General features: G+C 31.1%; 28 protein-coding genes. 19 read left to right on the plus strand and 9 right to left on the minus strand.

All coding sequences use genetic code 11. The annotated features are described in order from the left end of the window. The first annotated feature begins 148 nt into the window (after nucleotides 1-148). The 7 genes from BK821_RS05485 (at nucleotide 149) to BK821_RS05515 (ending at nucleotide 5,941) form a co-directional block, all read left to right on the plus strand. Complete coding sequence (locus tag BK821_RS05485) at nucleotides 149-496, plus strand: hypothetical protein (RefSeq protein ID WP_071331391.1); 348 nt, start codon at nucleotides 149-151, stop codon at nucleotides 494-496. Between the two features lie 303 nt (nucleotides 497-799). Continuing rightward, nucleotides 800-1,750: a FecCD family ABC transporter permease gene (locus BK821_RS05490; protein WP_071331392.1), complete on the plus strand. Its 951-nt coding sequence runs from the start codon at nucleotides 800-802 to the stop codon at nucleotides 1,748-1,750. An 89-nt stretch (nucleotides 1,751-1,839) separates the two neighbouring features. Further along, a complete protein-coding gene (locus BK821_RS05495; protein WP_046837068.1) occupies nucleotides 1,840-2,538 on the plus strand; it encodes an HAD family hydrolase in 699 nt (232 codons plus the stop codon). A 4-nt stretch (nucleotides 2,539-2,542) separates the two neighbouring features. Beyond that, nucleotides 2,543-3,343 carry an alpha/beta fold hydrolase gene (locus BK821_RS05500; protein ID WP_046837069.1) on the plus strand — a complete coding sequence of 267 codons (801 nt, stop codon included), beginning with the start codon at nucleotides 2,543-2,545 and terminating at the stop codon, nucleotides 3,341-3,343. Nucleotides 3,344-3,528: 185 nt separating this feature from the next. Next, nucleotides 3,529-4,035: an SA0570 family protein gene (locus tag BK821_RS05505; RefSeq protein ID WP_046837070.1), complete on the plus strand. Its 507-nt coding sequence runs from the start codon at nucleotides 3,529-3,531 to the stop codon at nucleotides 4,033-4,035. A 200-nt stretch (nucleotides 4,036-4,235) separates the two neighbouring features. Then, on the plus strand, nucleotides 4,236-4,946 hold the full coding sequence (locus BK821_RS05510; RefSeq protein ID WP_071331393.1) for a hypothetical protein: 711 nt from the start codon (nucleotides 4,236-4,238) through the stop codon (nucleotides 4,944-4,946). 194 nt (nucleotides 4,947-5,140) lie between these two features. Beyond that, the gene (locus BK821_RS05515) at nucleotides 5,141-5,941 is read left to right on the plus strand and encodes an alpha/beta fold hydrolase (protein ID WP_063410208.1); all 801 of its coding nucleotides are present in this window, start codon (nucleotides 5,141-5,143) and stop codon (nucleotides 5,939-5,941) included. Between the two features lie 289 nt (nucleotides 5,942-6,230). Here the strand turns inward: BK821_RS05515 and sarA are convergent, their stop codons facing one another. The 3 genes from sarA to BK821_RS05530 all read right to left on the minus strand — a co-directional run bounded on the left by sarA (nucleotide 6,231) and on the right by BK821_RS05530 (nucleotide 8,943). Further along, a complete protein-coding gene (gene sarA, locus BK821_RS05520) occupies nucleotides 6,231-6,605 on the minus strand; it encodes a global transcriptional regulator SarA (RefSeq protein WP_069823490.1) in 375 nt (124 codons plus the stop codon). Between the two features lie 359 nt (nucleotides 6,606-6,964). Continuing rightward, on the minus strand, nucleotides 6,965-7,897 hold the full coding sequence (locus tag BK821_RS05525) for an efflux RND transporter periplasmic adaptor subunit (protein WP_071331394.1): 933 nt from the start codon (nucleotides 7,895-7,897) through the stop codon (nucleotides 6,965-6,967). A 116-nt stretch (nucleotides 7,898-8,013) separates the two neighbouring features. After that, a complete protein-coding gene (locus BK821_RS05530; protein WP_071331395.1) occupies nucleotides 8,014-8,943 on the minus strand; it encodes a DMT family transporter in 930 nt (309 codons plus the stop codon). A 262-nt stretch (nucleotides 8,944-9,205) separates the two neighbouring features. Between BK821_RS05530 and BK821_RS05535 the strand changes: the two genes are divergently transcribed. Then, a complete protein-coding gene (locus tag BK821_RS05535) occupies nucleotides 9,206-9,442 on the plus strand; it encodes a hypothetical protein (protein ID WP_046837077.1) in 237 nt (78 codons plus the stop codon). 237 nt (nucleotides 9,443-9,679) lie between these two features. On the opposite strand, the gene BK821_RS05540 is transcribed toward BK821_RS05535, so the two are convergent. Both BK821_RS05540 and sroA read right to left on the minus strand, forming a co-directional pair. Further along, nucleotides 9,680-9,907, minus strand: a complete 228-nt coding sequence (locus tag BK821_RS05540) for a DUF2922 domain-containing protein (RefSeq protein ID WP_069823494.1) — start codon at nucleotides 9,905-9,907, stop codon at nucleotides 9,680-9,682. Nucleotides 9,908-9,929: 22 nt separating this feature from the next. Next, a complete protein-coding gene (sroA, locus tag BK821_RS05545; protein ID WP_046837079.1) occupies nucleotides 9,930-10,136 on the minus strand; it encodes a sigS mRNA-stabilizing protein SroA in 207 nt (68 codons plus the stop codon). 145 nt (nucleotides 10,137-10,281) lie between these two features. On the opposite strand from sroA, the gene BK821_RS05550 reads away from it, so the two are divergent. From BK821_RS05550 to BK821_RS05590, 9 genes are all read left to right on the plus strand, one after another. Next, complete coding sequence (locus tag BK821_RS05550) at nucleotides 10,282-10,833, plus strand: tyrosine-type recombinase/integrase (RefSeq protein WP_046837080.1); 552 nt, start codon at nucleotides 10,282-10,284, stop codon at nucleotides 10,831-10,833. A 22-nt stretch (nucleotides 10,834-10,855) separates the two neighbouring features. Beyond that, nucleotides 10,856-13,252 (plus strand): DUF4040 family protein, encoded by a 2,397-nt coding sequence (locus BK821_RS05555; RefSeq protein ID WP_071331396.1) that lies wholly within the window; start codon nucleotides 10,856-10,858, stop codon nucleotides 13,250-13,252. Further along, on the plus strand, nucleotides 13,239-13,664 hold the full coding sequence (gene mnhB2, locus BK821_RS05560) for a Na+/H+ antiporter Mnh2 subunit B (RefSeq protein ID WP_046837082.1): 426 nt from the start codon (nucleotides 13,239-13,241) through the stop codon (nucleotides 13,662-13,664). The genes BK821_RS05555 and mnhB2 overlap by 14 nt, the downstream gene beginning before the upstream one ends. Next, nucleotides 13,661-14,011 carry a Na+/H+ antiporter Mnh2 subunit C gene (mnhC2, locus tag BK821_RS05565; protein WP_046837083.1) on the plus strand — a complete coding sequence of 117 codons (351 nt, stop codon included), beginning with the start codon at nucleotides 13,661-13,663 and terminating at the stop codon, nucleotides 14,009-14,011. The genes mnhB2 and mnhC2 overlap by 4 nt, the downstream gene beginning before the upstream one ends. Next, a complete protein-coding gene (mnhD2, locus tag BK821_RS05570; protein WP_177165131.1) occupies nucleotides 14,001-15,503 on the plus strand; it encodes a Na+/H+ antiporter Mnh2 subunit D in 1,503 nt (500 codons plus the stop codon). Before mnhC2 ends, mnhD2 begins: the two co-directional genes overlap by 11 nt. Beyond that, the gene (gene mnhE2, locus BK821_RS05575) at nucleotides 15,503-15,985 is read left to right on the plus strand and encodes a Na+/H+ antiporter Mnh2 subunit E (protein WP_046837084.1); all 483 of its coding nucleotides are present in this window, start codon (nucleotides 15,503-15,505) and stop codon (nucleotides 15,983-15,985) included. Before mnhD2 ends, mnhE2 begins: the two co-directional genes overlap by 1 nt. Beyond that, nucleotides 15,982-16,284: a Na+/H+ antiporter Mnh2 subunit F gene (gene mnhF2, locus BK821_RS05580; RefSeq protein WP_046837085.1), complete on the plus strand. Its 303-nt coding sequence runs from the start codon at nucleotides 15,982-15,984 to the stop codon at nucleotides 16,282-16,284. The genes mnhE2 and mnhF2 overlap by 4 nt, the downstream gene beginning before the upstream one ends. After that, nucleotides 16,259-16,705, plus strand: a complete 447-nt coding sequence (locus BK821_RS05585; RefSeq protein ID WP_046837086.1) for a Na+/H+ antiporter subunit G — start codon at nucleotides 16,259-16,261, stop codon at nucleotides 16,703-16,705. Before mnhF2 ends, BK821_RS05585 begins: the two co-directional genes overlap by 26 nt. 431 nt (nucleotides 16,706-17,136) lie before the next feature. Next, a complete protein-coding gene (locus tag BK821_RS05590) occupies nucleotides 17,137-19,188 on the plus strand; it encodes a cation:proton antiporter (RefSeq protein WP_046837087.1) in 2,052 nt (683 codons plus the stop codon). A 267-nt stretch (nucleotides 19,189-19,455) separates the two neighbouring features. On the opposite strand, the gene mntC is transcribed toward BK821_RS05590, so the two are convergent. Genes mntC through BK821_RS05605 form a run of 3 tightly spaced genes read right to left on the minus strand, consistent with a single transcriptional unit; the run spans nucleotide 19,456 to nucleotide 21,958 of the window. After that, nucleotides 19,456-20,379, minus strand: a complete 924-nt coding sequence (mntC, locus tag BK821_RS05595) for a manganese ABC transporter substrate-binding lipoprotein MntC (protein ID WP_046837088.1) — start codon at nucleotides 20,377-20,379, stop codon at nucleotides 19,456-19,458. Then, the gene (locus BK821_RS05600) at nucleotides 20,376-21,209 is read right to left on the minus strand and encodes a metal ABC transporter permease (RefSeq protein WP_071331397.1); all 834 of its coding nucleotides are present in this window, start codon (nucleotides 21,207-21,209) and stop codon (nucleotides 20,376-20,378) included. Before BK821_RS05600 ends, mntC begins: the two co-directional genes overlap by 4 nt. Before the next feature lie 26 nt (nucleotides 21,210-21,235). Then, nucleotides 21,236-21,958: a metal ABC transporter ATP-binding protein gene (locus tag BK821_RS05605; RefSeq protein WP_071331398.1), complete on the minus strand. Its 723-nt coding sequence runs from the start codon at nucleotides 21,956-21,958 to the stop codon at nucleotides 21,236-21,238. A 120-nt stretch (nucleotides 21,959-22,078) separates the two neighbouring features. Between BK821_RS05605 and BK821_RS05610 the strand changes: the two genes are divergently transcribed. Further along, on the plus strand, nucleotides 22,079-22,723 hold the full coding sequence (locus BK821_RS05610) for a metal-dependent transcriptional regulator (RefSeq protein ID WP_046837091.1): 645 nt from the start codon (nucleotides 22,079-22,081) through the stop codon (nucleotides 22,721-22,723). Between the two features lie 121 nt (nucleotides 22,724-22,844). Here BK821_RS05610 and BK821_RS05615 read toward each other — a convergent pair whose 3' ends face one another. Next, complete coding sequence (locus BK821_RS05615) at nucleotides 22,845-23,597, minus strand: M50 family metallopeptidase (RefSeq protein WP_071331399.1); 753 nt, start codon at nucleotides 23,595-23,597, stop codon at nucleotides 22,845-22,847. A gap of 240 nt (nucleotides 23,598-23,837) precedes the next feature. On the opposite strand from BK821_RS05615, the gene tarA reads away from it, so the two are divergent. After that, nucleotides 23,838-24,584 carry an N-acetylglucosaminyldiphosphoundecaprenol N-acetyl-beta-D-mannosaminyltransferase TarA gene (tarA, locus tag BK821_RS05620; protein ID WP_071331400.1) on the plus strand — a complete coding sequence of 249 codons (747 nt, stop codon included), beginning with the start codon at nucleotides 23,838-23,840 and terminating at the stop codon, nucleotides 24,582-24,584. Nucleotides 24,585-24,659 lie beyond the last annotated feature (75 nt).

A 24,659-nucleotide genomic window follows, 5' to 3' on the forward strand; every position in this document is an offset into this window, starting at 1 on the left:
AATTATTTACTGTAAATATTTAGTATATTTATTATATAAAAATAATGAGAAAAGTTTTTGTTTTATTGATATTATTATAAAGATAACTCAAAATTAAAAATATATCATGAGATATTAAACTAGTTACTTTATTAAAAGGAGATTCATCATGAAGAATTTCATACCAGTTGCATATATATTGCCTTTTACATTTTTAGGTATTTTTACAGATTACCTATCGTTTACAATAATTGGTTATATTGTATTTGGGGTAATGCTTATCACATTGAATAGTCTATCAATCGGACAGTATAAATTAGTAATCGTTTTAATGTTAAACATTGTTTCGATGATAAGCTCCATCATATTTTCTATATATCTATTGAATTCTAATGAACAGGCAGTAAGTTATTTCAAGCCAGAAACACCTGTTAACTTAATTGTTGTTTATACAGTTATAATTTACTTTATTAGCATATTAATCGCTAAGCTACTTACATATGTAAACACAGAATAACAAATGATTAGAGCATAAGTTTATTGTTTGTTATTTATTTTATAATCTAGTTATAGCAATATAGAATAAAGTTAACTGCGTAATTTAAGGGATTTAATTTTGTCTTTTTGATAACATTAGGTTAGTATACTTTTCTACTTTTTAAATGATAGATATTAAAAGGGTGCTAGTTTCCATAAGCGTTTAAAAAGCACATACCATCTTAGTATATATTGTTGTATATAAGATAAAATACTGTAGTTTTAATTTAAATCAGATGGTATTGTAATAATTGAAAGATACTACTGAAAGCGTGGCAAAAAAATGAAGTACTATAAGACATTAATCATTTGGACAAGTGTACTTATTATAAGTATATTATTAAGTTTATTATGGGGGATTGGTGACTTAAATGGTTTATTATCAAAAACCATTCTCTTTCAGGTCAGAATTCCAAGAGCATTAGAAGCGTTATTAGCTGGTGTAGGTTTAACGCTTGCTGGGCATATGTTTCAGACATTGTTAAATAATCCATTGGCTGATAGTTTTACTTTAGGATTAGCAAGTGGTTCTACATTTGGTTCAGGTTTAGCAGTAGTGCTTGGTTTATCATTTTTTTGGTTACCGCTGTTTTCTGTTATATTCAGTATTACTACGCTTATTTTAGTTATTGCTTTAACTACAGCAATGTCGAGAGGATACCCAGTACGTACATTAATATTATCAGGGATAATGATAGGCGCATTATTCAATGCATTGTTATATGTATTAATAATATTTAATCAAAATAAATTGAATAATATTGTGAATTATATGTTCGGTGGTTTCTCTTCTGCAGAATATAATGAAGTTATTTATATCGGCGTTGTGTTAGTTACAGGTGGATTGATTTTATTATGTATGGTTTCAAAAATAAAATTATTACAACTTGGAAATTTACGTGCTCAATCTTTAGGATTAAATGTCCAAAGTGTAACTTATGGAGTCTTGCTTATTTCATCTATCTTAACTGCTGTTATCGTCGCATATGTAGGTGTTATTGGCTTCGTAGGTATGGTCATACCACAACTTGTAAAAAGGCACAGCCAAAATTATGATTTGGGACAACAAATGATACTTAATATGATAATTGGTGGTACAATTATGGTGCTTTCAGATTGGTTAGGAAGTATTATCTTGGATCCATTCCAAGTGCCAGCAAGTATTATACTGGCTTTATTAGGTATTCCTGTTTTGTTTTATATAATGATTTCACAACCCCGTATGTATGAATAACAAAACTTATTTAAAAAGCCATCATGTAATATAAATTGTAGTACTTATAAAAAAAGAAAATAAATGTTTGAAATAAAGAGGTTATGAATATGGACTTAACTCAAGTAAAAGCAGTTGTATTCGATTTAGAAGGTACATTATTAGACCGCAAAAAATCTAGAGATAAATTTATAGAAGAACAATATGAAAGGTTTCATGATTATTTAGTGCGTATTCAACTTGCAGATTTCAGGAAAAAATTTATAGAATTAGATGATGATGAGGATCATGATAAACCAGAATTATATAAAGCAATCATAAAAGATTTCCATGTTGATCGATTAACATGGAAGGACTTATTCAATGATTTTGAAATGCATTTTTATCGTTATGTATTTCCTTATTATGATACTTTATATACACTTGAAAAGTTATCGAAATATGGATATTTGACTGGGGTTATTGCTAATGGTAAATCAAAAATTAAGCAATATCGCTTACATGCTTTAGGGGTTGAAGATGCTATTAACTATCTTACTACTTCTGAAACAGTTGGGTTTCGTAAACCGCATCCAAAGGTTTTTGAGGATATGTTATCTCAATTGGGTACCAAGCCCGAAGAAACGATGTATGTTGGCGATGACGCGCTCAATGATGTAGCCCCAGCAAGAGCAATGGGCATGATTAGTGTATGGTTTAAAGAAGATGATGATGTAGAGGTAGAACCTTTACCAGAAGAGGTGGATTTTACTATTACAACGATGGAAGAACTATTATCGATATTACCAATTGCGAAGAAAGGAAGCTGACAGTATGGAATTATTTACCACAAATGATGGCATAACATTAAACTATAGAACGAGTGGTGAAGGCAATGCTATTGTTATGATTCACACTGCGTTTGATAATTTAACTGTTTTTAATGAGATTGAAAAGAAATTGAATACGAATCATCAGGTTGTATTAATTGATTTAAGAGGGCACGGTTATTCTGATAAACCGAATAATCTACATTTTAAAACATATGCAGAAGATGTAAAAGCTTTATTAGATTATTTGTATATTGAACAATGTGCATTCATAGGTCATGAGATGGGCGCTTCTATAGCTGTTTCAATTGCAGCTGAATTTCCAACACTTGCTACATCCTTAACATTAGTTAATCCAACAATGTTAAACGACATGAATCCAGCTGAAAGATTATATCGTAAATATGCCAACAAAATAAGGAATTGGGATGAAGAAAAGCAACAAAAATTTCTTGATAAACATTTATATTATTCAAAACGAAAGGTTAAGAAATTTTTGAAACAGTTAGACAACACAAATGGCATCGCGACTAAAAATGAATTGTCGGCTGTAAAACAATCATTTAATAATAATAATATTTCTTATTATCTAGGGAAAGTGAATTCACCTACATTAATTATTGTTGGCCAACATGGAGAACGTACTAGTGTTGTTGAAGCTAAAGAATTTGGTGATTATATTGGTGATGTTAAGTTTGAAGTTTTTAAAGAATCAGGTCTTTATCCGTTTGTAGAAGAAAAATCTAGATTTATTGAACTTAGTAAAAATTTTATTAATGAACACGAAACAACGGTAACAAATTAATTGAATAAGGTAATATGAATAGCAGTTAAAACAATAATGGTAAATATACCACTTTAAGTTGCTTTCTTATTACAGTGACGAAATTTTTGTAATATTTCTGTAACCTCACTGTTAATTAAGTAATATTTATAGTACAATATGAATAAGGAAAAAATAACGCATAATTAATAGAAGGAGAGAGTGCTATGAAAAAATTAGTCGCAGCAGTTTTAGTCACAGGTTTGGCATTTTCTGGAGTTAATGCAGGAAGTGCTTCAGCAGCTTCAGGTAACTCTATCCAAAGTGTTGATCAACTACAACAAGGTGACACAACTTTAGAAGGTGCTAAATTAGGATCATCCATTCAAAGTGTATTGAAAAATAATAGTAAACCTATTTATTCACATAGACCTGATGGTAAAGAGCATTACTATGAGTTTAAACAAGATGATGGCGTGCTAGTCGTAACTACAAACGGTAAGAAGAATGAAGGTAAGATTACACGTGTTTCTATGAGCTATAATGATACAGATGGTCCATCTTACAAAGAAGTAACTGAGCATGTAAGCCATAATGCTATTACACGTGAACATTATAATAATGTGACAGGTAATTTTGGTTATATCCAAGATGACGATGTGTCATATCAATTTAGTTCAGCATCACCAAGTGATAAAGATATTAAACTATATCGCATAGATATTAGTAAATAAACATCACTAGCAACACATAAAATGAATAACATAACCGGCAAGTGTGAATTTAATACTTGTCGGTTATTTTATTTTCAAATTATGAAAAAGTATGAGATTATAAATTAAATTGAAGTAAACAAATACAACATTTATCAATAAAAAGTTAAATATTATTATTTACTGGATAAATTTTTAATAATATTTTTAAGGAGCCTACCATGAGAGTTAATGACAAAGTATTAGTAGAAAATATTAATGATTACTTCACTCATAAAGGTCTTTCACCGAATTTAATAGACGATATTAAGGAAAAATTGAAAAAAGATTTTCATAAATCGGAAGCTCAAGACAAGGATTATATTGAGTATAGAAGTAAATCACCAGCAGAAATTATTTTGACCATACAACGCAATTTATTTACATTGCAGCTGAATCCTATTGTATTTTTTATTGTGAATTTTATATTATTGTCCTATTTATATGATAAGCATTATGTATCATTTCAAGCTGCTTCAGGTTTATCAATATTCTATTGTTTGGTGATTTTACCAATTTCAATATTTATTTACTTGCGAATAGATTGGAAAAACTATTTGTATAGTAACAAATTTGAGAGGATTATTGGTTTGATTGTGGCAGGTGCTGCATTTGTGCTCGTTATTGTTCATGCATTTGATTTGAATTTAGGTATCGTAGCAGTAACCATATATGCCCATCAATTTGTATTTTTTGTAGGAATTATATTTAGTATTTCAGGTGTTTATTTTAGAAGATTAGAATTTACTGGCATTGGATTATTATTATGTCAAAAAACAATAGACGCTATGATTAAGAATTCAAACATTGCCCAAATCGGATCCATAGTTATATGGGTATTATTACTTATTGTGATTATTTATTATACGATACGTATATCATCAAGAAATTAAAATAAGCGTGAAATATAATGAAAAAGCATCCATCAACAAGATAACGATTATTTCGTTTATCTTGTTGATGGATGCTTTTTATGTAGGATAACATAAAAGAATTTATAAAAAATTAAATATAGAAGAATAATGAATTGTAGCGTAATAAACACAAAATGAGGGTATATTAGTTTTGTAAAGGGAGGTGACCCATGATGAAAAAAATTGAAACGAGTTTCGGCACCGAGATTGCATACATCCGCGAGGGTCAAGGTATTCCTATTATATTAATTCACGGGCTTGACGGAAATATGGCCTCTTTATATGATTTAAAAAATAAATTGAAAACGTACTTTGAAGTTATTATTTATGACGTAAGAGGCCATGGTAAATCATCAAAACCTAATTCTTTTCATTTGCAAGATCATGTCTCAGATTTGAATATATTGATGCATAAATTGAGCATTGAACCGGCACATTTAATTGGATACGATATGGGAGGGGTGATTGCAAAGCACTTTACTGATCAATATGAAACAAGCGTAAGATCGCTCACACTCATTGCTTCTAACTTAAATAATAGTGTGCATGGATTGAATAAGTTGATGATTGAACATCAAGATGAAATTGAAGGCTTTGATAAATCTGAAGCGCTCATTATTTTATTTCCTTATTTGTACAAAAAACAAGATGTTGCTAAAAAGTGGTTTCAAAACCAATTGATATATAGTCGTCAGTCATCTGAAGATAGTGCTATTGCAACGAGAGCTCTGATGAATTTTCCAGAGTATGATAAAAATAATTTAATTAAGCATGTGAACGTTCCTACTTTAGTTATCTATGGTCGCTATGATCCATTATGTTCTAAAGAAAGTTTTCAACAATATCATGATGCGTTTACTTCATTAAAAATATTTGAATTTAATCACTCAGGTCATGCACCACATGTAGAAGAAGCTGAGCATTTTATGGAGATTTATCTTAAATTTGTAAATGCTTTGGAATATCAAAGTTAAAAACTAATAATTAAATAAATATAACTTTGGAATTCAAGGAAAAAATAATAGTTTGATTATGAAGAGGAGCAATTACTATAATTTAGTGATTGCTCCTGTTTGCATAAATGTTATTTTTTAAGTATTATAAAATATGGTGAAAATTAGCGTTTGAATTAAATTAAGCTTTATAAAATATTGAAGAGAAATGTTATTACTTATTATATTGGAATTAAGACACAATAAAAACCCACCAACTATTATAAGTGGTGGGTAGTTTGTATGCGTTGGGTAGTAACTTTAAGATTTTTTAAACTTCTTTATCGTCATTAGCATCTTTAATGCGTTGATTAACACGAGATAATAACTCATTGATTTTTTTACGTTGTTTAGTATTCACTAAAATTAAAACAGTTCTTTCATCGTGTTCGTTACGTTTCTTATCAAAGTAATCTTCTTGTGACAAGTTTTTAACAGCTTTAACCACTTGGGGTTGTTTATAGTTTAAATGGTTAATGATATCTTTTAAATAATATTCTTCATTTTCGTGTTCGCTAATATATGTTAATACTGCGAATTCCTCGAAACTTACAGAAAATTCCTTTTTAATAATACCTTTTAATTTGTCAGCATATGTGACCATAGCTAATAATTCAAAACAATCATTGATCTTTGTGATAGCCATCCTAATTCCTCCCTATTCTAATTCCCAATTTAGTATACATATTAAAAATATTTTTGTATAATTATTTGTCTTAATTCAAAGTTGAATACAAAGATTCTTCATAATTTATGACTCAATTATATTTGAATAAAATTTATTAAAGCCTCTTTTATTTAGTTTATTATAACTAAATAAAAATAGAAAGTAAACAAAAAAGTGTTTAAGCGTTACAATAATGATTTCTGTATTTAATACAATTATTTACAGACCAATCCAAGAAAATAATTTTATTCTATCAAATTTCAATTTTTTGTCATTAGATAAAAATTAAACAAGAACACTAAAAAAATTAAAGCGCTTACTAATTATGATGTGCACATCTAATTTTTAGAGCGCATAATATCAGCATTTTTAACAACTACTTCTCCCGGTTTTAATCCGTCGACGATTGTTACATGTTCTTTATTACCCATATTTTGAGTTTTAATAACCCTTTTAATAAATTTATTATTTTTTTGTATAAAAACAAATTGCCCTTGATATATTGTGGATTTTGGTAATTCAATCATATGATTTGGAACTTCAATTTGGACATGCTTCCCAATAGGAAGGTTATTTTGCGAAATAAATTCTACTAAATAGTGAGAATGTTTAAGATTTTTTTGAAAATTGATTGGTAATTTTGCAATATAGCTTATTTCACCAGAAAAAGTTTTTTGTTTTGAATGGCGTATGATCACTTTATCTTTTAAATGTAATGATTCTATTATAGACTCAGGAACTGCTGCTTTTATGAGCATTTTAGAATTATAAATATGAAGAATGATATCTTCACTTTGAGAAGGGGAATGATTATTCACGTAGATTGTACCTGTTTCGGGAGCGTATACTTTTGTGCGAAGTTGGTTTTGTAATTGTTGAATATCTGCTTGCAACTTTAGCATTTCTTGTTTAAGTAAGTTTAAATGGGAACCTTTATTTTGTTTTAAATAGAACAGTTGTTTTTGTTTAGTAGTTATTTGCTGTTCAATCGATGGGTTATAATATTCAAAAAGGACTTGGTTTTTTTTGATTCTATCATTTGATTTTACAAACCAGTCATTAATATAGCCTTTGCTTTTATCATATGTAATGGAAGCTATTTTCGAGGGAACTTTTTTGCCAACAAAAATGAAAGGTTTGTTATACGTTATTTTAATCGTTTCAATAGAAGTATTTGTGGAGGAAAGTTGCGTCTTAAAATAGATACAGTAGAAAATAAGCATAGTTGTAATTATTGCTATGATTGCACATATCATAATCACTTTTTTCATTGATGTCACCTCTAGTAGTAATGATGGTTATATTATACATCCAAATAATCTTTGTGAGGATTAAAAAAACGAGTCATTTACTATATGTTGAAAGTAAATGACTCGGTGCTACTATTTTAAAATAATCTTAATAAAATAATACCTATCATAATTGCTATAATGCCACTAACTTTTCGAATGGTAACTTTATTGACATGAGTACCAAGTAAACCAAAGTGATCAATAATAATGCCCATCAACATTTGACCCAGCATAACTATAATTGTAGTAAGCGCTGCGCCCAGGTGAGGCATCAAAATAATATTCGTAGTGACAAAAATAACACCTAAGATTCCGCCAATAAAATAAAGCGGCTTAATTTTACCTTGTTTTGTATCATACGAACTCAGTTTAAGGCTACGGTTAAAAATGAGTGTCAAGACAAATAATGCTATTGTACCCACTGTAAATGATATAAGCGCTGCCATTACTGAAGAGTGTATTTGTTGCCCTAACGCACTATTTGTAGCCGTTTGAATCGGTGGACAAAAGCCAAAAATAAAACCAACTATAATCCAAATATAGACTTTTGAATGTGTCTGTGTAGCTCTTTTATTACTGCGAACATAGTTCATTAAGACAATTCCTATGATTAAAAAGATAATACCGAACACTTTAAATAAGGTGAAAGTTTCTTGTTCTGCACCAAACCAACCCAATGTATCTATCGTTACGCCCATGATGATTTGCCCTGCTACTGTCATAACCACGGTTAAAGAAGCGCCTAAACGAGGTAATAGCACTAAGTTGCCAGTGAGGAAAATAACTCCTAGTAAACCACCTAAAAACCATATATAACTAAAAGATTGATTATCATAAAAGTCCGGTGTAAAAACATGAGGATTAATAATAATATTAAGTAAAATTAAAAAAATTGTCCCTGTTGCAAATGATATTGTGGATGCATAGAAAGAAGATCGTGTATAAAGACTTAATCTAGAATTAATAGAAGTCTGAAAAGGTACGACCATACCTGCAATAATACCTACTATATATAAGAGAAACATTGAATCACTCTTTCTGAAAAGTTTGTCTATATCATTATATAGTAAAGTGTAAAATAATCATATGAGTTAATTTGAGAAAAAGGTTTTGTAGTTATAATAAATAATGATGTACACAACACACAAAGTGTAATAAGATATATAAGTTGAATCTTTTCGGAAATAAAAAGGTTAACTATTATAATGAATCTTGAATATACACAACTAAGAAAATAAATATTATTAAATAATAAGAATGTTATTAAGAAGTGAGTGACTGAATATATTGAAGCAACTTTCCATAATTCGTCTTTTAGATGAGGAAACTTTTTTTGTAGGAGCAGGTAACGATGAAGGTATACAAAATAAGCAATTTATTGAGATATTAAACCCAAGAAGATCTTATAAAAATTTGGCACAGATTATAGAAGTTTATGACCAATACGCATTATGCAAAAAATTAGGTAAAAAGAAGATATTTTTTGGTGACAGAGTCAGATTGAGACCACTGAAAAATCAATGATATTGAATGATTAAATAGAGTAATAAAAAACCAAACGCAAATGACGTTTGGTTTTTTATTATTATCAAGATGAATCTAATAACAATAATTTGGCGTGAATATCTAGGAATTAATACAGCTAAATATTAAAAGTTAAACATGTATTTCAAGAAATCGTGTCATTTTGAAAAAACTGTCGACAAAGTCGCACGCCTTTGCCAACAGTTTCTACATATATCGTATAAGCAATAGTGAAATTTATTTTGTAAGTGTTTCGAAGATAACTTTAGTTGATTTATCTATAATTTGTGCTGAATGCACTTTTGTAGGAATACCGGCTTTAGGTCTGAATATATCTAGAGCGATTAATTTGTTCATACCTTCTTTTACAGCAGTATCATTGAGAAAATGCTCGATTTTGGGCAATTGAATTTTTATAGACTTGTTTACGGCATCGTTGAAAATAAGTTCTAGTGTTTGTGCCATTGTAATGACTCCCCCTTAATATTTAATTAATCGTTTCTGTTTTGATAACTTCTAGTGTTTCAAAACGTTCTCCTGTGATTTGTTCGATAATAGATTTAAAGCTCTTTAATTGTTCAGGCGTTGCATCTGTATTTAAATTAGCAAAGTGACGTTTGAAAAGGGATGCTTTTCCATCTTTATCGTACAATACACGTGACAATGTAACAGCAAGTTGATTGATTTGATTCATATTTTAACCTCCTTTCATTATATATATCGAAATAAAAAGGCAAAATGGTCAAAAAATTTAAAAAAATAATCTTAAACACTTTCATGTTACTTAAATATCATATATCATTAAATAAGAAACATTTAAGATGGTCAGAGGTGAATATATGAATCAAGTGGATCCAATTAGGGATATTAAAGAGATAAGAGCGATGTATGAAGTGTTAAGCCGTAAGTCTAAAAGAGATTATTTATTGTTTAAATTTGCTATACATACGGGTGTTAAGTTATCGGCGTTATTAAACCTTTGTGTAGCAGATGTTAAAGGAGAACATGATGATATAAAGGTGTATTGGTTAGAAGACCATGCGCCGAGTATTTATATAAAATTACCTGAAGCATTACGACAAGAATTATCACAATTTATTTCACAAGCACAATTGATGGATGATGAATTATTATTTCAATCGAATCGCACATTGAAAGGGCTCTCAAGACAGCAAGCCTATCGGATTATTCATGCTGCGGCAGATGAGTTAGGTATGCTACACATAGGGCTAACAACATTAAGGAAGACGTTTGCATATCATGCTTATCAGTCTGGCATTTCAATTTCAATTATTCAAAAATACCTTGGACACCAGACGACATTCGAAACGATGAAATTTATTGGTATTTCAACAAAAGCGAGTAAAACAACCATCGCTTTGAGTTTATAATTAAATAAAAAGGAGGAATAGGATGAGCTTATTATATCTATTTAGTGCTTTGTTAATCATAATGATTTTATTATTATTTACGTTAACGAATCACAAGTTACAACAACATGCCGGGCAATTTGTATTGATAGCACCAATCATTTCATCAATATACTTTTTGTGGCAAATACCACGAGTTATGCAAGGACATTTTGTAACGGTTAAAATACCATGGCTTACGCTATTAGATATTAATATCGATTTTAGAGTTGATGGTTTAAGCTTATTTTTTAGTTTATTAATATCATTGATCGGTTTAGCAGTTTTTTATTATGCGACACAATATTTATCTAAAGAACATGATAACTTACCACGTTTTTATATCTACTTATTATTATTTATGTTCAGTATGATAGGTGTTGTAACTTCTAATAACACAATACTCATGTATGTATTTTGGGAATTAACAAGTGTATCTTCATTCTTACTTATCGCGTATTGGTACAACAAGGGAGAAAGTCAATTTGGCGCTATACAATCATTTATGATTACAGTATTTGGTGGTCTTGCTTTATTAGCTGGATTTATAATGATTTATATAGTGACAGGGACAAATTCAATTTCTGAAATAATAGAACAAAGTGATAAATTAGCACAAAGTAATTTATTTATTCCTATTATTATCATGATATTATTAGGGGCATTTACAAAATCTGCACAATTTCCATTTCATATATGGCTTCCTAAAGCCATGGCAGCACCGACACCGGTAAGTGCATACTTACATTCAGCTACAATGGTTAAAGCGGGTATTTTTTTACTATTCAGATTTACGCCAGTATTGGGATTGAGTGATTTCTACATATACTGTGTTACATTTGTTGGTTTAATAACAATGCTATTTGGTGCAATTAATGCTACTCGCCAGTTTGATTTGAAGGGTATATTAGCCTATTCTACAATTAGCCAATTAGGGATGATTGTATCAATGGTAGGTCTTGGTGGGGGATTTGCACAACATCCCTCTGGAGAAGCTTCTAAGGTCTATGGATTAATACTATTTGCAGCATTATTTCATCTTATGAATCACGCGCTCTATAAAGGTGCGTTATTTATGGGGGTCGGAATCATAGATCATGAAACAGGGACACGAGATATTCGGAGATTATCAGGGTTAAGAAAGGTATTTCCTATAACACATATTGTCATGTTGCTTTCTGCATTATCTATGGCGGGTATACCCTTCCTAAATGGATTTTTAAGTAAAGAAATGTTTTTTGAAAGTTTAGTAAGTACAAATGAATTACCACAGTTTAATATTATACTTACTATAATTATCACAGCGATTGGAGTAGTGGCGAGCATATTTACGTTGATTTATGCTGTTTATATGATTAAAGAAGTTTTCTGGGGGGATTCTCAGCAAGCAGATCTACCTTTAAAATCGCCACACGAACCCTTTTTATTCACACTACCTTCTGCAATTATGATGATTTTGTTGCCGGTGATTTTTTTCATACCAAATCTATTTGGAGAATCAATCATTTTACCGGCATTACGAAGTATCACAATTGGAGAAAATGTAGATGAATTAGCGCCACATATTTCACAATGGCACGGTTTCAATTTACCCTTAACATTAAGTGCTATCGTCATTATAGTTGGCTTTATAGCAGCCCTTAAAATAGATTGGAAAAAATATGCCAATCATATTAAAGTGAAATCAATTACGGAAATTTACTTAGGTTCATATAAACATTTTGAACATTATTCAGGATATAGTATTCGTGGATTGATGAATAACCGTTTAAATCACTACATTACGTTAACACTACTGATTTTTATAATGATTGTAACTTACGGCATCATTGAAGCAGGATTTCCAAAAGTGCATCAAATTCATGTAAGTGAGTTTGGACCATTGGAAGTAATTACCCTCATCGTTGTATTTGTTCTAGGAATAGCTTTAACATTTATTCGTCAACGTTTAACGATGGTTATACTGAATGGCATTATCGGTTATTGTGTAACTATTTTCTTCATATTAATGAAAGCACCTGATTTAGCACTGACACAACTGGTTGTAGAAACAATTACTACAATATTATTTATTGTCAGTTTTTCAAGATTGCCAAACGTACCACGTACAAAAGTACATAAGAAACGTGAAGCAGTGAAGATTGTTGTTTCACTGATGATGGCAATTATCGTTGTGACGCTTGTATTTATTGCACAGCAAAGTGATTCAATGCCTACGATATCAACATTTTATCACGATGCATATAAATTAACAGGTGGTAAAAATATAGTGAATGCGATACTTGGAGATTTTCGTGCTTTAGATACATTATTTGAAGGACTGGTACTTATAATTGCTGGTTTAGGTATTTATACATTACTTAACTTTAAAGATAGGAGGGGTCAAGATGAAAGAGAATGACGTAGTATTACGAACGGTAACCAAAATTGTTGTATTTATACTATTAACTTTTGGTTTTTACCTGTTTTTAGCAGGACATAATAATCCCGGCGGAGGCTTTATTGGCGGTCTCGTATTTAGTTCAGCCTTTCTGTTGATGTTCTTGGCCTTCGATGTTAAGCAAGTATTAGTATCTTTACCGCTAGATTTTAGAATATTAATGATTACGGGATCTTTAGTATCATTTGCTACAGCAGTCATACCTATGTTTTTTGGTAAACCGTTCCTTTACCAAACAGATGCACATGTACAATTACCAATTTTAGGGGAAGTTCATCTAACGACGGTTACGCTATTTGAAGCGGGAATCGTATTAGCTGTTGTTGGTGTAGTTGTAACAGTAATGCTGTCCATTAGTGGTGGTCGCTCATGAATTTAATCTTATTATTAGTTATTGGCTTCTTAATATTTATTGGAACGTATATGATATTATCGGTCAATTTAATCCGTATTGTAATAGGAATTTCGATATTTACCCACGCAGGTAATTTAATTATTATGAGTATGGGACACTATAGTAAAAATATGTCTGAACCATTAATTGGAGAGGGGAACGAACATTTTGTTGATCCCTTATTACAAGCTATTGTACTAACGGCAATAGTCATTGGTTTTGCTATGACTGCCTTTTTATTAGTGCTTGTGTATCGAACATACCGTGTTACAAAAGAAGACGAAATTGATGTGTTGAGAGGTGATGATGACGATGATGATGAGTAATTTGTTGATTTTACCATTACTTCTACCTGCAGTGTGTGCTTTAGCACTAGTCTTCATACGTACACAAAGTAGATTATCTAGAATCTTTTCAATTGGTACTATGGCAGTGAGTACGATAATTTCATTATTGTTACTCGTTTATGTGATGTACAATAAGCCTATTGCTTTAGACTTTGGAGGATGGAAGGCGCCGTTTGGCATCCAGTTTGTAGGAGATTCGTTAAGTTTATTAATGGTAACAACCTCGAGTTTTGTTGTAACGCTAATCATGGCGTATGGTTTTGGGAGAGCAGAAAAAAGGGCGATTCGTTACTACTTACCAAGTTTTATTTTATTCTTAACAGTTGGTGTCATTGGTTCATTTTTAACAGCAGATTTATTTAATGTATATGTTATGTTTGAAGTAATGTTATTAGCTTCCTTTGTATTAATTACATTAGGGCAATCAGTAGAACAATTACGTGCAGCTATTATATATGTTGTCTTAAATATATTAGGATCATGGCTTTTACTTTTAGGTATTGGCCTATTATATAAATTAACAGGTACATTAAACTTTGCATTGGTGGCCCAAAGAATAGGTGAGATGGATAATCAAAGTTCAATAGTTATTGTATCTATGGTCTTCCTTATCGCATTTGGTGCAAAGGCGGCTTTAGTACTCTTTATGTGGCTTCCTAAAGCTTATGCAGTACTTAATACTGAGCTAGCGGCACTATTTGCATCGTTGATGACTAAAGTGGGAGCTTATGCTTTGATTCGTTTCTTTACATTAATATTTGATGAACATGATGGTATAACACATCCATTACTAGTATTTTTATCTTGTATTACAATGTTAATTGGTGCATTCGGTGTACTTGCTTATAAAGATATTAAAAAAATTGCTGCATACCAAGTCATTCTATCAATTGGTTTTATTATATTAGGACTAGGTTCAAATACTTATGCAGGAGTGAATGGGGCAATATTTTATTTAGCTAACGATATGGTCGTTAAGACGCTATTATTCTTCCTTATAGGAAGTTTAGTTTATATTACTGGATACAGGCAATACAGACACTTACATGGTTTAGCTAAACAAGAGCCGTTTTTTGGTGTAGCTTTTGTGATTATGATATTAGCTATTGGTGGCGTGCCACCATTTAGTGGCTTTCCGGGAAAAGTGTTTATATTTAAAGGTGCTATTGAAAATGGTAATTATATAGGGTTAGCGTTAATGATTATTACTAGTCTCATTGCGATGTTCAGTTTATTCCGTGTGTTTTTCGTGATGTATTTAGGCAATGAAAAAAAAGGCGAAGAAAAAATATTTAAAGCTATTCCTGTATACCGTAAGAGTCTCATAGCTATTTTAGTAGGCACGGTATTAGCAATGGGTATTATAGCGCCACTTATATTTAAAGTTACAGATAATGCTACACATTTAAATATGGATGATGGACGCTATGAAAAAGCGGTTAATCCTCATTTGAAGAAGGAGGCTAAATAATGAGACAAGTTTTACTTAACATTGTCATAGCTTTTTTATGGGTTTTATTTCAAGATGAAGACTCCTTTAAAGCATCTACCTTCTTCGCTGGCTATCTTATTGGATTGTTAGTCATTTATATATTACATCGCTTTTTTGGCCAACAATTTTATTTAAAAAAAGTTTGGGTAGCAATTAAGTTTTTAGTAGTATACCTGTACCAATTAATTACATCTAGTATTACAACAATTAACTATATATTATTTAAAACAAAGGATTTAAACCCAGGTTTAGTAACTTATGAAACAAAGTTAGATAGTGACTGGGAAGTTTCATTTTTAACAATATTAATTATAATTACTCCAGGGTCTACAGTTATAAGAATATCGAAGAAGAAGCAAAAGTTCTTTATACATGCCATTGATGTTTCAGATAAAGAAAAACAGAAATTGCTAAAAAGTATTAGACAATACGAAGGACTGATATTGGAGGTGACAGAATGATAGAATCTCTTATTGATTTTTTCATTACAAGCGCCTTAATTATATTCGGAATAGCATTATTATTAACGCTGTTCAGGTTAATTAAAGGACCCACAACTGCAGATAGAGTCGTAGCATTTGATACAGCAAGTGCAATTCTTATGTCAATTGTAGGCGTGTTAAGTATTGTATATGGGACATTTTCATTCCTAGATTCAATTTTACTTATTGCTATCATTTCATTTGTTAGTTCCGTGTCAATTTCCAGATATATAGAAGGGGGGCACGTGTTCAATGCAAATAACAAGCGAAATCGTTAATTTACTAGCTGCTTTTATGATGTTTTTAGGAAGTATTATAGCGCTAATAAGTGCGATTGGATTAATTAAGTTCCAAGATGTGTTTCTACGAAGCCATGCCTCGACAAAAAGTTCCACGCTTTCGGTTTTGTTAACGTTAGTAGGCGTTATTATTTATTTTATTTCTTCACAAGGTTATTTGAGTGTAAGATTAATTTTAGCGTTAGTGTTCATTAATTTAACAGCACCAGTTGGAGGGCATTTGATCTCACGTGCTGCTTATCGTACAGGAGCGTATATGTATCGCAAAAGTGATGCACCGAGACAAACCAATATTTTATTGAGTTCCACTGAGAATAATACATTTGATCAATTGAAAAAACGTGCACAAGACAGGGAAAAGCGTAGACGTGAAACATATGAAAAAGAGCAGGATTATTAGTGTATAGACAATAAAATGATTGAAAATAACAATCTCCTCACCAAAGTTGACACTCAAAAGTGCGCACTTTGTTGAGGGGATATTTTTTTGTGGAGAACGAATATATAATTTCACGACATAAAGAAAGTTGCAATTTTATTGTTAAATAGTAAAGGTATAACGAGTTGAATGTAATGATTTAAATTTAATAATTTTAAAAATACTACTTGAGAAGTGCAATACATTTAAGAAGTGGGTAAAAAAATGATAAAATAATATATATTTGTAATTGTGTTAATTTTTAAATTATTAGGCGAACAGTAAACCCTAAAGCTGTTTGTAAATAATCTATAAGGGTTTGGGACACATTATGTTCGTTAGAAGACAGTTTAATTTATGTTTCAACCTCAACAATTATGAAACAAATAATTTAGTTGAAAAGAGGTGAAACCTTGCAAATATTTGAAACGATTCTTGTTTTTTTAGCGTTAGTCATCGCTAGCTCCTTTGTGCATACTTTTCTTCCTAAAGTACCATTAGCTTTCATTCAAATCATTTTAGGTGTGTTGTTATATGTAACGCCGGTCCCTGTCGAATTTAATTTTGATTCTGAATTATTTATGGTTGCACTAATTGCGCCATTGCTGTTTGTTGAAGGAGTTAAAGTTTCGCGTGTGCACCTAAGGCGTTATATTAAGCCGGTATTAATGATGGCATTAGGATTAGTAGTTACCACTGTAATTGTAGTTGGGTTATTTGTTCATTGGATATGGCCAGATTTACCTATGGCTGCTGCCTTCGCACTTGCTGCAATTCTATGCCCAACTGATGCGGTAGCTGTTCAAGCAATCACTAATGGGAAAGTTTTACCAAAAGGTTCTATGACAATTTTAGAGGGTGAATCACTTCTAAATGATGCGGCGGGTATCATATCTTTTAAAATTGCTGTAGCTGCACTAGTAACAGGAGCATTTTCAATGGCAAACGCCATTGAACAATTTCTTATTTCGTCGATTGGTGGATTTATAGTTGGTATCTTAATCGGTGTTGCGCTAGTAAGGTTTAGGGTAACTTTATCTCGACGTGGCATAGAAAATATAAATATGTTTACATTTATTCAACTTGTTACACCTTTCATCACATATATAGTGGCAGAAATGTTCCATGCATCAGGTATCATTGCTGCTGTAGTTGCCGGTTTAGTGCATGGGTTTGAACGTGATCGTATTGCACAAGCACGTACCAGACTACAGATGAGTTATAATCATACTTGGAATATTTTGGGATATGCTTTAAATGGATTTGTCTTTACGATTTTAGGCTTTTTAGTGCCTGAAGTAGTGGGGAGAATTATAGAAAATGAACCACACAATTTAATGTTCTTAATTGTCGTTACATTTTTAATTGCATTAGCGATTTATTTATTTAGGTTCTTATGGGTTTTTGTATTATATCCATATTTTTATTTACCAGTCAGTCCGTTCCAAAAAATGATTTCTCATAATGAAAATGAAGATAATGCCACAGAATCACCACCGAGAAGAGGTATGTATGCTTTTATTATGTCATTATGTGGAGTTCATGGAACGATTTCGTTAGCCATAGCACTGACTTTGCCATACATGCTAGCAAATCACCACTCATTTATTTTTAGAGACGATTTACTTTTTATAGCATCAGGTATGGTTATTATCAGTTTGATTGTTGCACAATTTTTATTACCTTTAGTAACACCTACTGCTAAAAAACCTAAGGTACAAGGCATGAATTTCAAACAAGCACGTGTTTATATTTTGGAAAAAGTAATTGATAGTTTAAATCAAGCTTCTACAGTAGAATCTAGTTTTCAGTATGGAAATGTGATTAAAGATTATCATGATAAATTAGCATTCTTAAGAACAGTTGAGAATGAAGATGAAAACACGAAAGAATTGCAACGATTGCAAAAATTAGCTTTCGATGTTGAGAATAATACTTTAAATAGCTTGGTTGAGAATGGAGATATTACTACGAACGTATTAGATAACTATATGCGTTATTCAGAACGTACTCAAGTATATAAACAAGCATCTTTGATACAACGTATTAAAGTTGAAATTCGAGCCATGTGGTTAAAGAGAAGAATTAAAAATAAAGTTAAAACAAACGCTGCTTCTTCTTTATCTGTTGTAGATAACTTGCAAGAAATTTCAAATGTGATGCGTACGGTACATTATCGCGTAGTAAGCCGTCTTGCAAAAGAGACCACAGAAGATAATAAACTAGAAATAGGTATGATTTGTGATAGTTATCTGTTACGAACAGATAATTTAACGCCGTCCAATTTCTTTAATCCTAAACATGAAAATTCAATAACAAAAATTAAATTAACTGCGCTTAAAGAACAACGACGTGTATTAAATGAACTTGTTGAAGATGAAGAAGTAAGTGAAGTAACAGCTTTGAAAATACGAGAAGCTATAAATTATGATGAAATGGTTATTGTTGATAGTTTAACAGATTAAAATTTTAAATAGACATAAAAAAGCAGTTTTCCTAAATTGGAAAGCTGCTTTTTTGAGTTAAAACATTGTATTATCAATAACTTAAGAAAATAGTGCCTGTTCATATATGTGACTCTAAAAACTCCATCAACGGGGGGAGGAGCCAACCGTTGATGGAGTATGGGAGATGATTATAAGGCTTGAATACCACCATGCCGTACGTTTTAAGGAGGGTAACGTACGGCATGGGGCTATTCACCTACGAATGAGGTTAATAGCCTAAAACTTTTATTTCATGCTACCGTGAATCGTTTCGATATTTTCTTTCATCATATCGTAGTAAGAATCTCCTTTAGACCCTTTTTTACCAATAGAATCAGTGAATACTTCACCATAGATATCTTTCTTAGTCTCTTCGCTTAAACTTTGCATACTCTTATGATCTACACTTGTTTCAACAAGTAAGTGTTTTAAGTTGTTATCTTTAACGAATTCAATGGCTTGTTTCATTTGTTCAGGTGTACCTTGTTTTTCAGTGTTAATTTCCCAAATATAACCTGGTTTAATATCATACTGTTTAGAGAAATATTTAAAGGCACCTTCACTTGTTATCATGGCACGTTCATTTTTCGGAATGTCATTAAATTTTTCGTGACTTTCTTTGTTAAGCGCCTCTAATTTAGCGATGTAATCTTTACTGTGACCTTGAATATCATCCGCATGTTTCTCGTCATGCTTTAGTAATGTATCTCTAATTTTCTCAACATATTTTATACCATTTTCTAAGCTTAACCATGCATGAGGGTCTTGTTTAGACGCATCACCTTCAGCATCATTTAAATATAATGGCTTAACATTTTCAGAGACTTTTACTACAGAGCTATCATCAGGTGATTTATCTGCTTGTGCCAACGCTTTATTAAACCAACCGTTACCTGTTTCTAAATTTAAACCATTGTAAAATACAATGTCAGCATCAGTTAAAGCTTTAATGTCTTTAGGTTTCACCTCATATTCATGCGGATCTTGTCCAATTGGAACAATACTGTGAATTTCAATGTTATCACCCGCTGTATGTTTGACCATATCGTATAATATAGAATTAGTTGTAACTATTTTTAGTTTTTCATTAGAGGAAGTATCGTTTTTATGATTGCTACACGCACTTAAAAAAAGTAAGAAAATAAGAGCGAGTGATATTAATTTTTTCATGAAACCTGTCCCTTCTTGTTGAAAAGTTGTAATTTGTTGCATATAAAAATAATAATGTAAATAAAGAATGCACATAATACAATTGTGGCACCACTAGGTATGTTATATACATAGCTGAAATAGAGACCTACAATAGCACTAATGGTACTTATGACACTTGAAATAATCATCATGGTATGTAATTTTTTTGCAATTAAAAATGCAGCTGAAGCGGGTGTGATTAATAAGGCAACAACTAAAATAATACCTACAGTTTGAATGCTAGCAACTGTTACAAGAGACAATAAGAGCATTACAAAATAGTGTATTAATGTAGTGTTTAAACCGCTCATTCTACTAAATATTGGATCAAATGTAGATACCATCAATGGTCTGTAAAAGACGATGATTAATAACATGACTATGATACCGACAACAATCGTTGACCAAAATGTAGAATGTGTAACTGCTAGTAAGTTACCAAATAAAATATGATATAAATCTGTAGAACTATTAATAAGGCTAATTAAAATAACTCCCGTTGCTAAAAAAGCAGTGAAACTTATACCTATGGCAGCATCGGGTTTAGTTTTACTACTCTTGGTAATAAACCCTATAAAAATACTAGCAATCATGCCCGTGACTAACGCACCAATAAACATTGGTATGCCGAATAGGAATGATAAGGCAACACCTGGTAAAACAGCATGGCTCATAGCATCCCCCATAAGCGAGAGACCTCTAAGTACGATGAGGCAACCAACTGTACCACATATGATTCCCACGACGATAGAAATAATAAGCGCATTGCTTAAAAATTGATAATCAAATAAATGGTTAAAAAACTCCATGTTAAGTTACGTCCTTTCTAATGCATTTAAGTCATGCCATTTTGAATCGGAGCATTTAAAAATGTATGATTCAAATGTTCTGGTTTCATGGCAGTAACACTATCTCCAAAATAGCGAATGGATTTATTTAATAGGATGACACGATCAAAGTAAGTTTCAGCCTTCGATAAATCGTGATGAACGATTAAGAGTAACTTTCCTTCTTTTTTTAGTTGTCTTAATTGAGACATAATGATTTCTTCACTATGGAAGTCAATACCAACAAAAGGTTCGTCCAATAAATATAATGTACTCTCGGTCATTAATGCTCGAGCAACAAGTACACGCTGTAATTGGCCACCACTTAATTCAGATATTTGACGGTGTCTTAAATCTTCTAATTCCAAAGTTTTCATCAATTGATTTAATTTGGTTTTAGTTTCTACATTTACCCATTTAAACCACCCAATATCTTTGTATGCTCCTGATACAACGACATGTTCCACATCAATTGGAAAATCCAAATCAATATGTGCTTTTTGTGGAATGTAGGTAATAGACTTTAAACTATTTTCGACAGGGGTTTTATTTAAATGTGCTGTTCCAGTCGATTTAAATTCACCTATAATTGATTTGAGCAGTGATGATTTACCCGCACCATTTGGCCCCATAATTCCAATGATTTCACCTTGAACAGGGATGTCCAGATTAATATGTTGTAAGATCAATTTATTACCTAAAGTGAGATTTAAATCTTTAATTTCTAACATATTAGCCCTCCTTAATTTAATTTTTAGGTTAACCTAATTTAATTAATCATATACTATGAACTTTTAGCGTGTCAAGTCAATTCATGGTATAATAAGGTCAATGAGTTGAGAGGTGAGATAATGCTAACTGAAGAAAAAGAAGATTATTTGAAGGCGATTTTAACACATGATGGCGACCGTTCTTTCGTTTCAAATAAGACACTATCCCAATATTTAAACATTAAGCCGCCATCCGTCAGTGAAATGGTGAATCGTTTAGAGAAGTCGGGATATGTAGAAACAAAACCGTATAAAGGCGTACAACTTTCTAAGGAAGGTTTAACATATACATTAGATATTATTAAGCGACATCGCTTACTAGAACTCTTTTTAATAAAGATCCTGCAATATAATTGGGAAGAAGTGCATCAAGAAGCAGAAGTTTTAGAACATAAGGTTTCTCATTTGTTTGTGGAGCGCTTGGATAAGTTATTAGATTATCCAAAGACATGCCCACACGGAGGCGTTATCCCTCGCAATAATGATTATAAAGAGATTTATACAACGAATTTATTATCATATGAAGCAGGGGACAAAGTAACGGTTAAACGTGTGAGAGATCGAACAGAATTGTTAGTTTATCTTACGAGCAAAGACATTTTAATTGGAGAAGAAATTACGCTTATTAATAAAGATGACACAAATAAAGTGATTATTGTACAAAAAGAAGAAAATATCACTATTTTAAGTTATGATAACGCAGCTCATATATATGTAGAAAAATAGAAATGCTCTTTTTGAAAGTGCTGAGTTGTGGTTGCCTTTTTTATAAATAAAAGGCATAGAATATTATAGTAATACAAGAAAAAGCATGGTATTTATGTAAGAGACATAAATACCATGCTTTTTAGTTAGCTAAAAAATAGGAAAGAAATAGTTGGTAGACAGTGAATAAATTGATAGTAATCCAAATTATACTATATAAAAACGTAGGGATACGTGTTAATTCTTTTAAAGTACTGCCATCCCATGATATAGATTGTTGTGAAAAAGTAAGTCTAAAAATAGTCCAAGATGATTGTAGGACCTCACCTAACAACACAGCTAATATGAAATGATAAGTAATTGTTAAGATATAGAACATCATAAAGTGATTATCATTTTGAAATAATAAGTAAAGCAATGTAAAAAGTAAAATAATCATAATGATTGGAACTAACTTTCGTGAAGTTAATATTAAAAAATAAACAAAGATTAATAAGTAGGATGCTATAAATAAGCTAGGATATTGCGTATCTATAGCCCAAAACCCTAGTAGTAACATGAGTGGCGGCATTACATAACCACCAAAAGTTGTGATAGTTTGGCCAAGACGATGTTTTGATTGTGTAATAGCATATCCTTGTTGAGATGTTTCCATCCGCTCGGTAGGAGAGGCTACAATAACTAGATCCTTTGCTTTTCCACCACTAATTTTATTGAATAATATATGCCCGAATTCATGTGTGAGCACTGGTATATAATTCAAATAGATATCTAAAATACGATTTATAGGTTTGTTGCGGTAGTTATGAATAATTATGTATAGTAATGCTACCAATATCACCCAGTAAAGATTGAGTTGGATAGCGAAACTGAAAAATTCATGTAGTTTTGTCATAGTATAACCTCGATTTAAATTTTCAAAAGCATGTATACATTAGCTTTAAATTTTTAACATATATTTTAGTATAAAGTATTGTTGATGAGAAAGCATTTAGACTTTGGATGTATATTTTATCTGAGCGCTCTTGAATCATTACATTTTTATATGTGTTAAGCAGGTCATGTGTTAAAATTACAATAATTAAAATAAAGATTAATCAATTATAAGATATATTGAGTTAGGAGCATATGCATAATGACAGAAAGCAACAAGCTGAACAAGGTTGATATTTTATCAGTATATTTTGATAATGTCACTTTAATCGATATGCAAGAAAATATTAAGCAATTTTTCTTATCAGAAGCAAAAGATAATTTATTTATCGTTACTGCTAATCCTGAAATCGTAGACTATGCTACTGAGCATAATGAATATCGTAATTTAATTAATCGTGCTGATTATGTTATTCCTGACGGGACAGGTGTTGTTAAAGCCTCTAAATTATTGAGAACACCAATTAAAGAACGTGTTCCCGGTATTGAAATGATGGAAAGCTGTTTGGAAATTGCTAACGATAAACAACAAAATGTATTTTTATTAGGTGCAGAAAATAATGTTGTCATACAAGCGAAACAAAGATTGGAACAAAAGTACCCTAATATCAATTTTGATTTCCATCATGGCTTTTTTGATTTCTCAGATGAAGAGGTGTTGGAACAAGTGATATCTTTTAAACCAGATTATATATTTGTTGGTATGGGCTATCCTAGACAAGAACAATGGATTGAAAGTTATACGGAGTGTTTTAATCAAACTGTTTTGATGGGCGTTGGAGGCTCTCTAGAAGTGTTTAGCGGAACTAAAAAAAGAGCGCCTATGCTATTCAGACGTTTAAATATAGAATGGATTTATCGAGTGATTATAGATTGGAAAAGGTTAGGTAGATTAAAATCTATTCCTAAGTTTGTTTTTAAAGTTATTAAAGTAGCGATAAAAAAATAAAAATTAAAAGCGTGAATTCCAATTAGTACTAACTGGAATTCACGCTTTTAATCAATCTGATAAGTTATATGTGAT

Source organism: Staphylococcus sp. LCT-H4 (assembly GCF_001866145.1).
Classification (GTDB): Bacteria; Bacillota; Bacilli; order Staphylococcales; family Staphylococcaceae; genus Staphylococcus; species Staphylococcus succinus.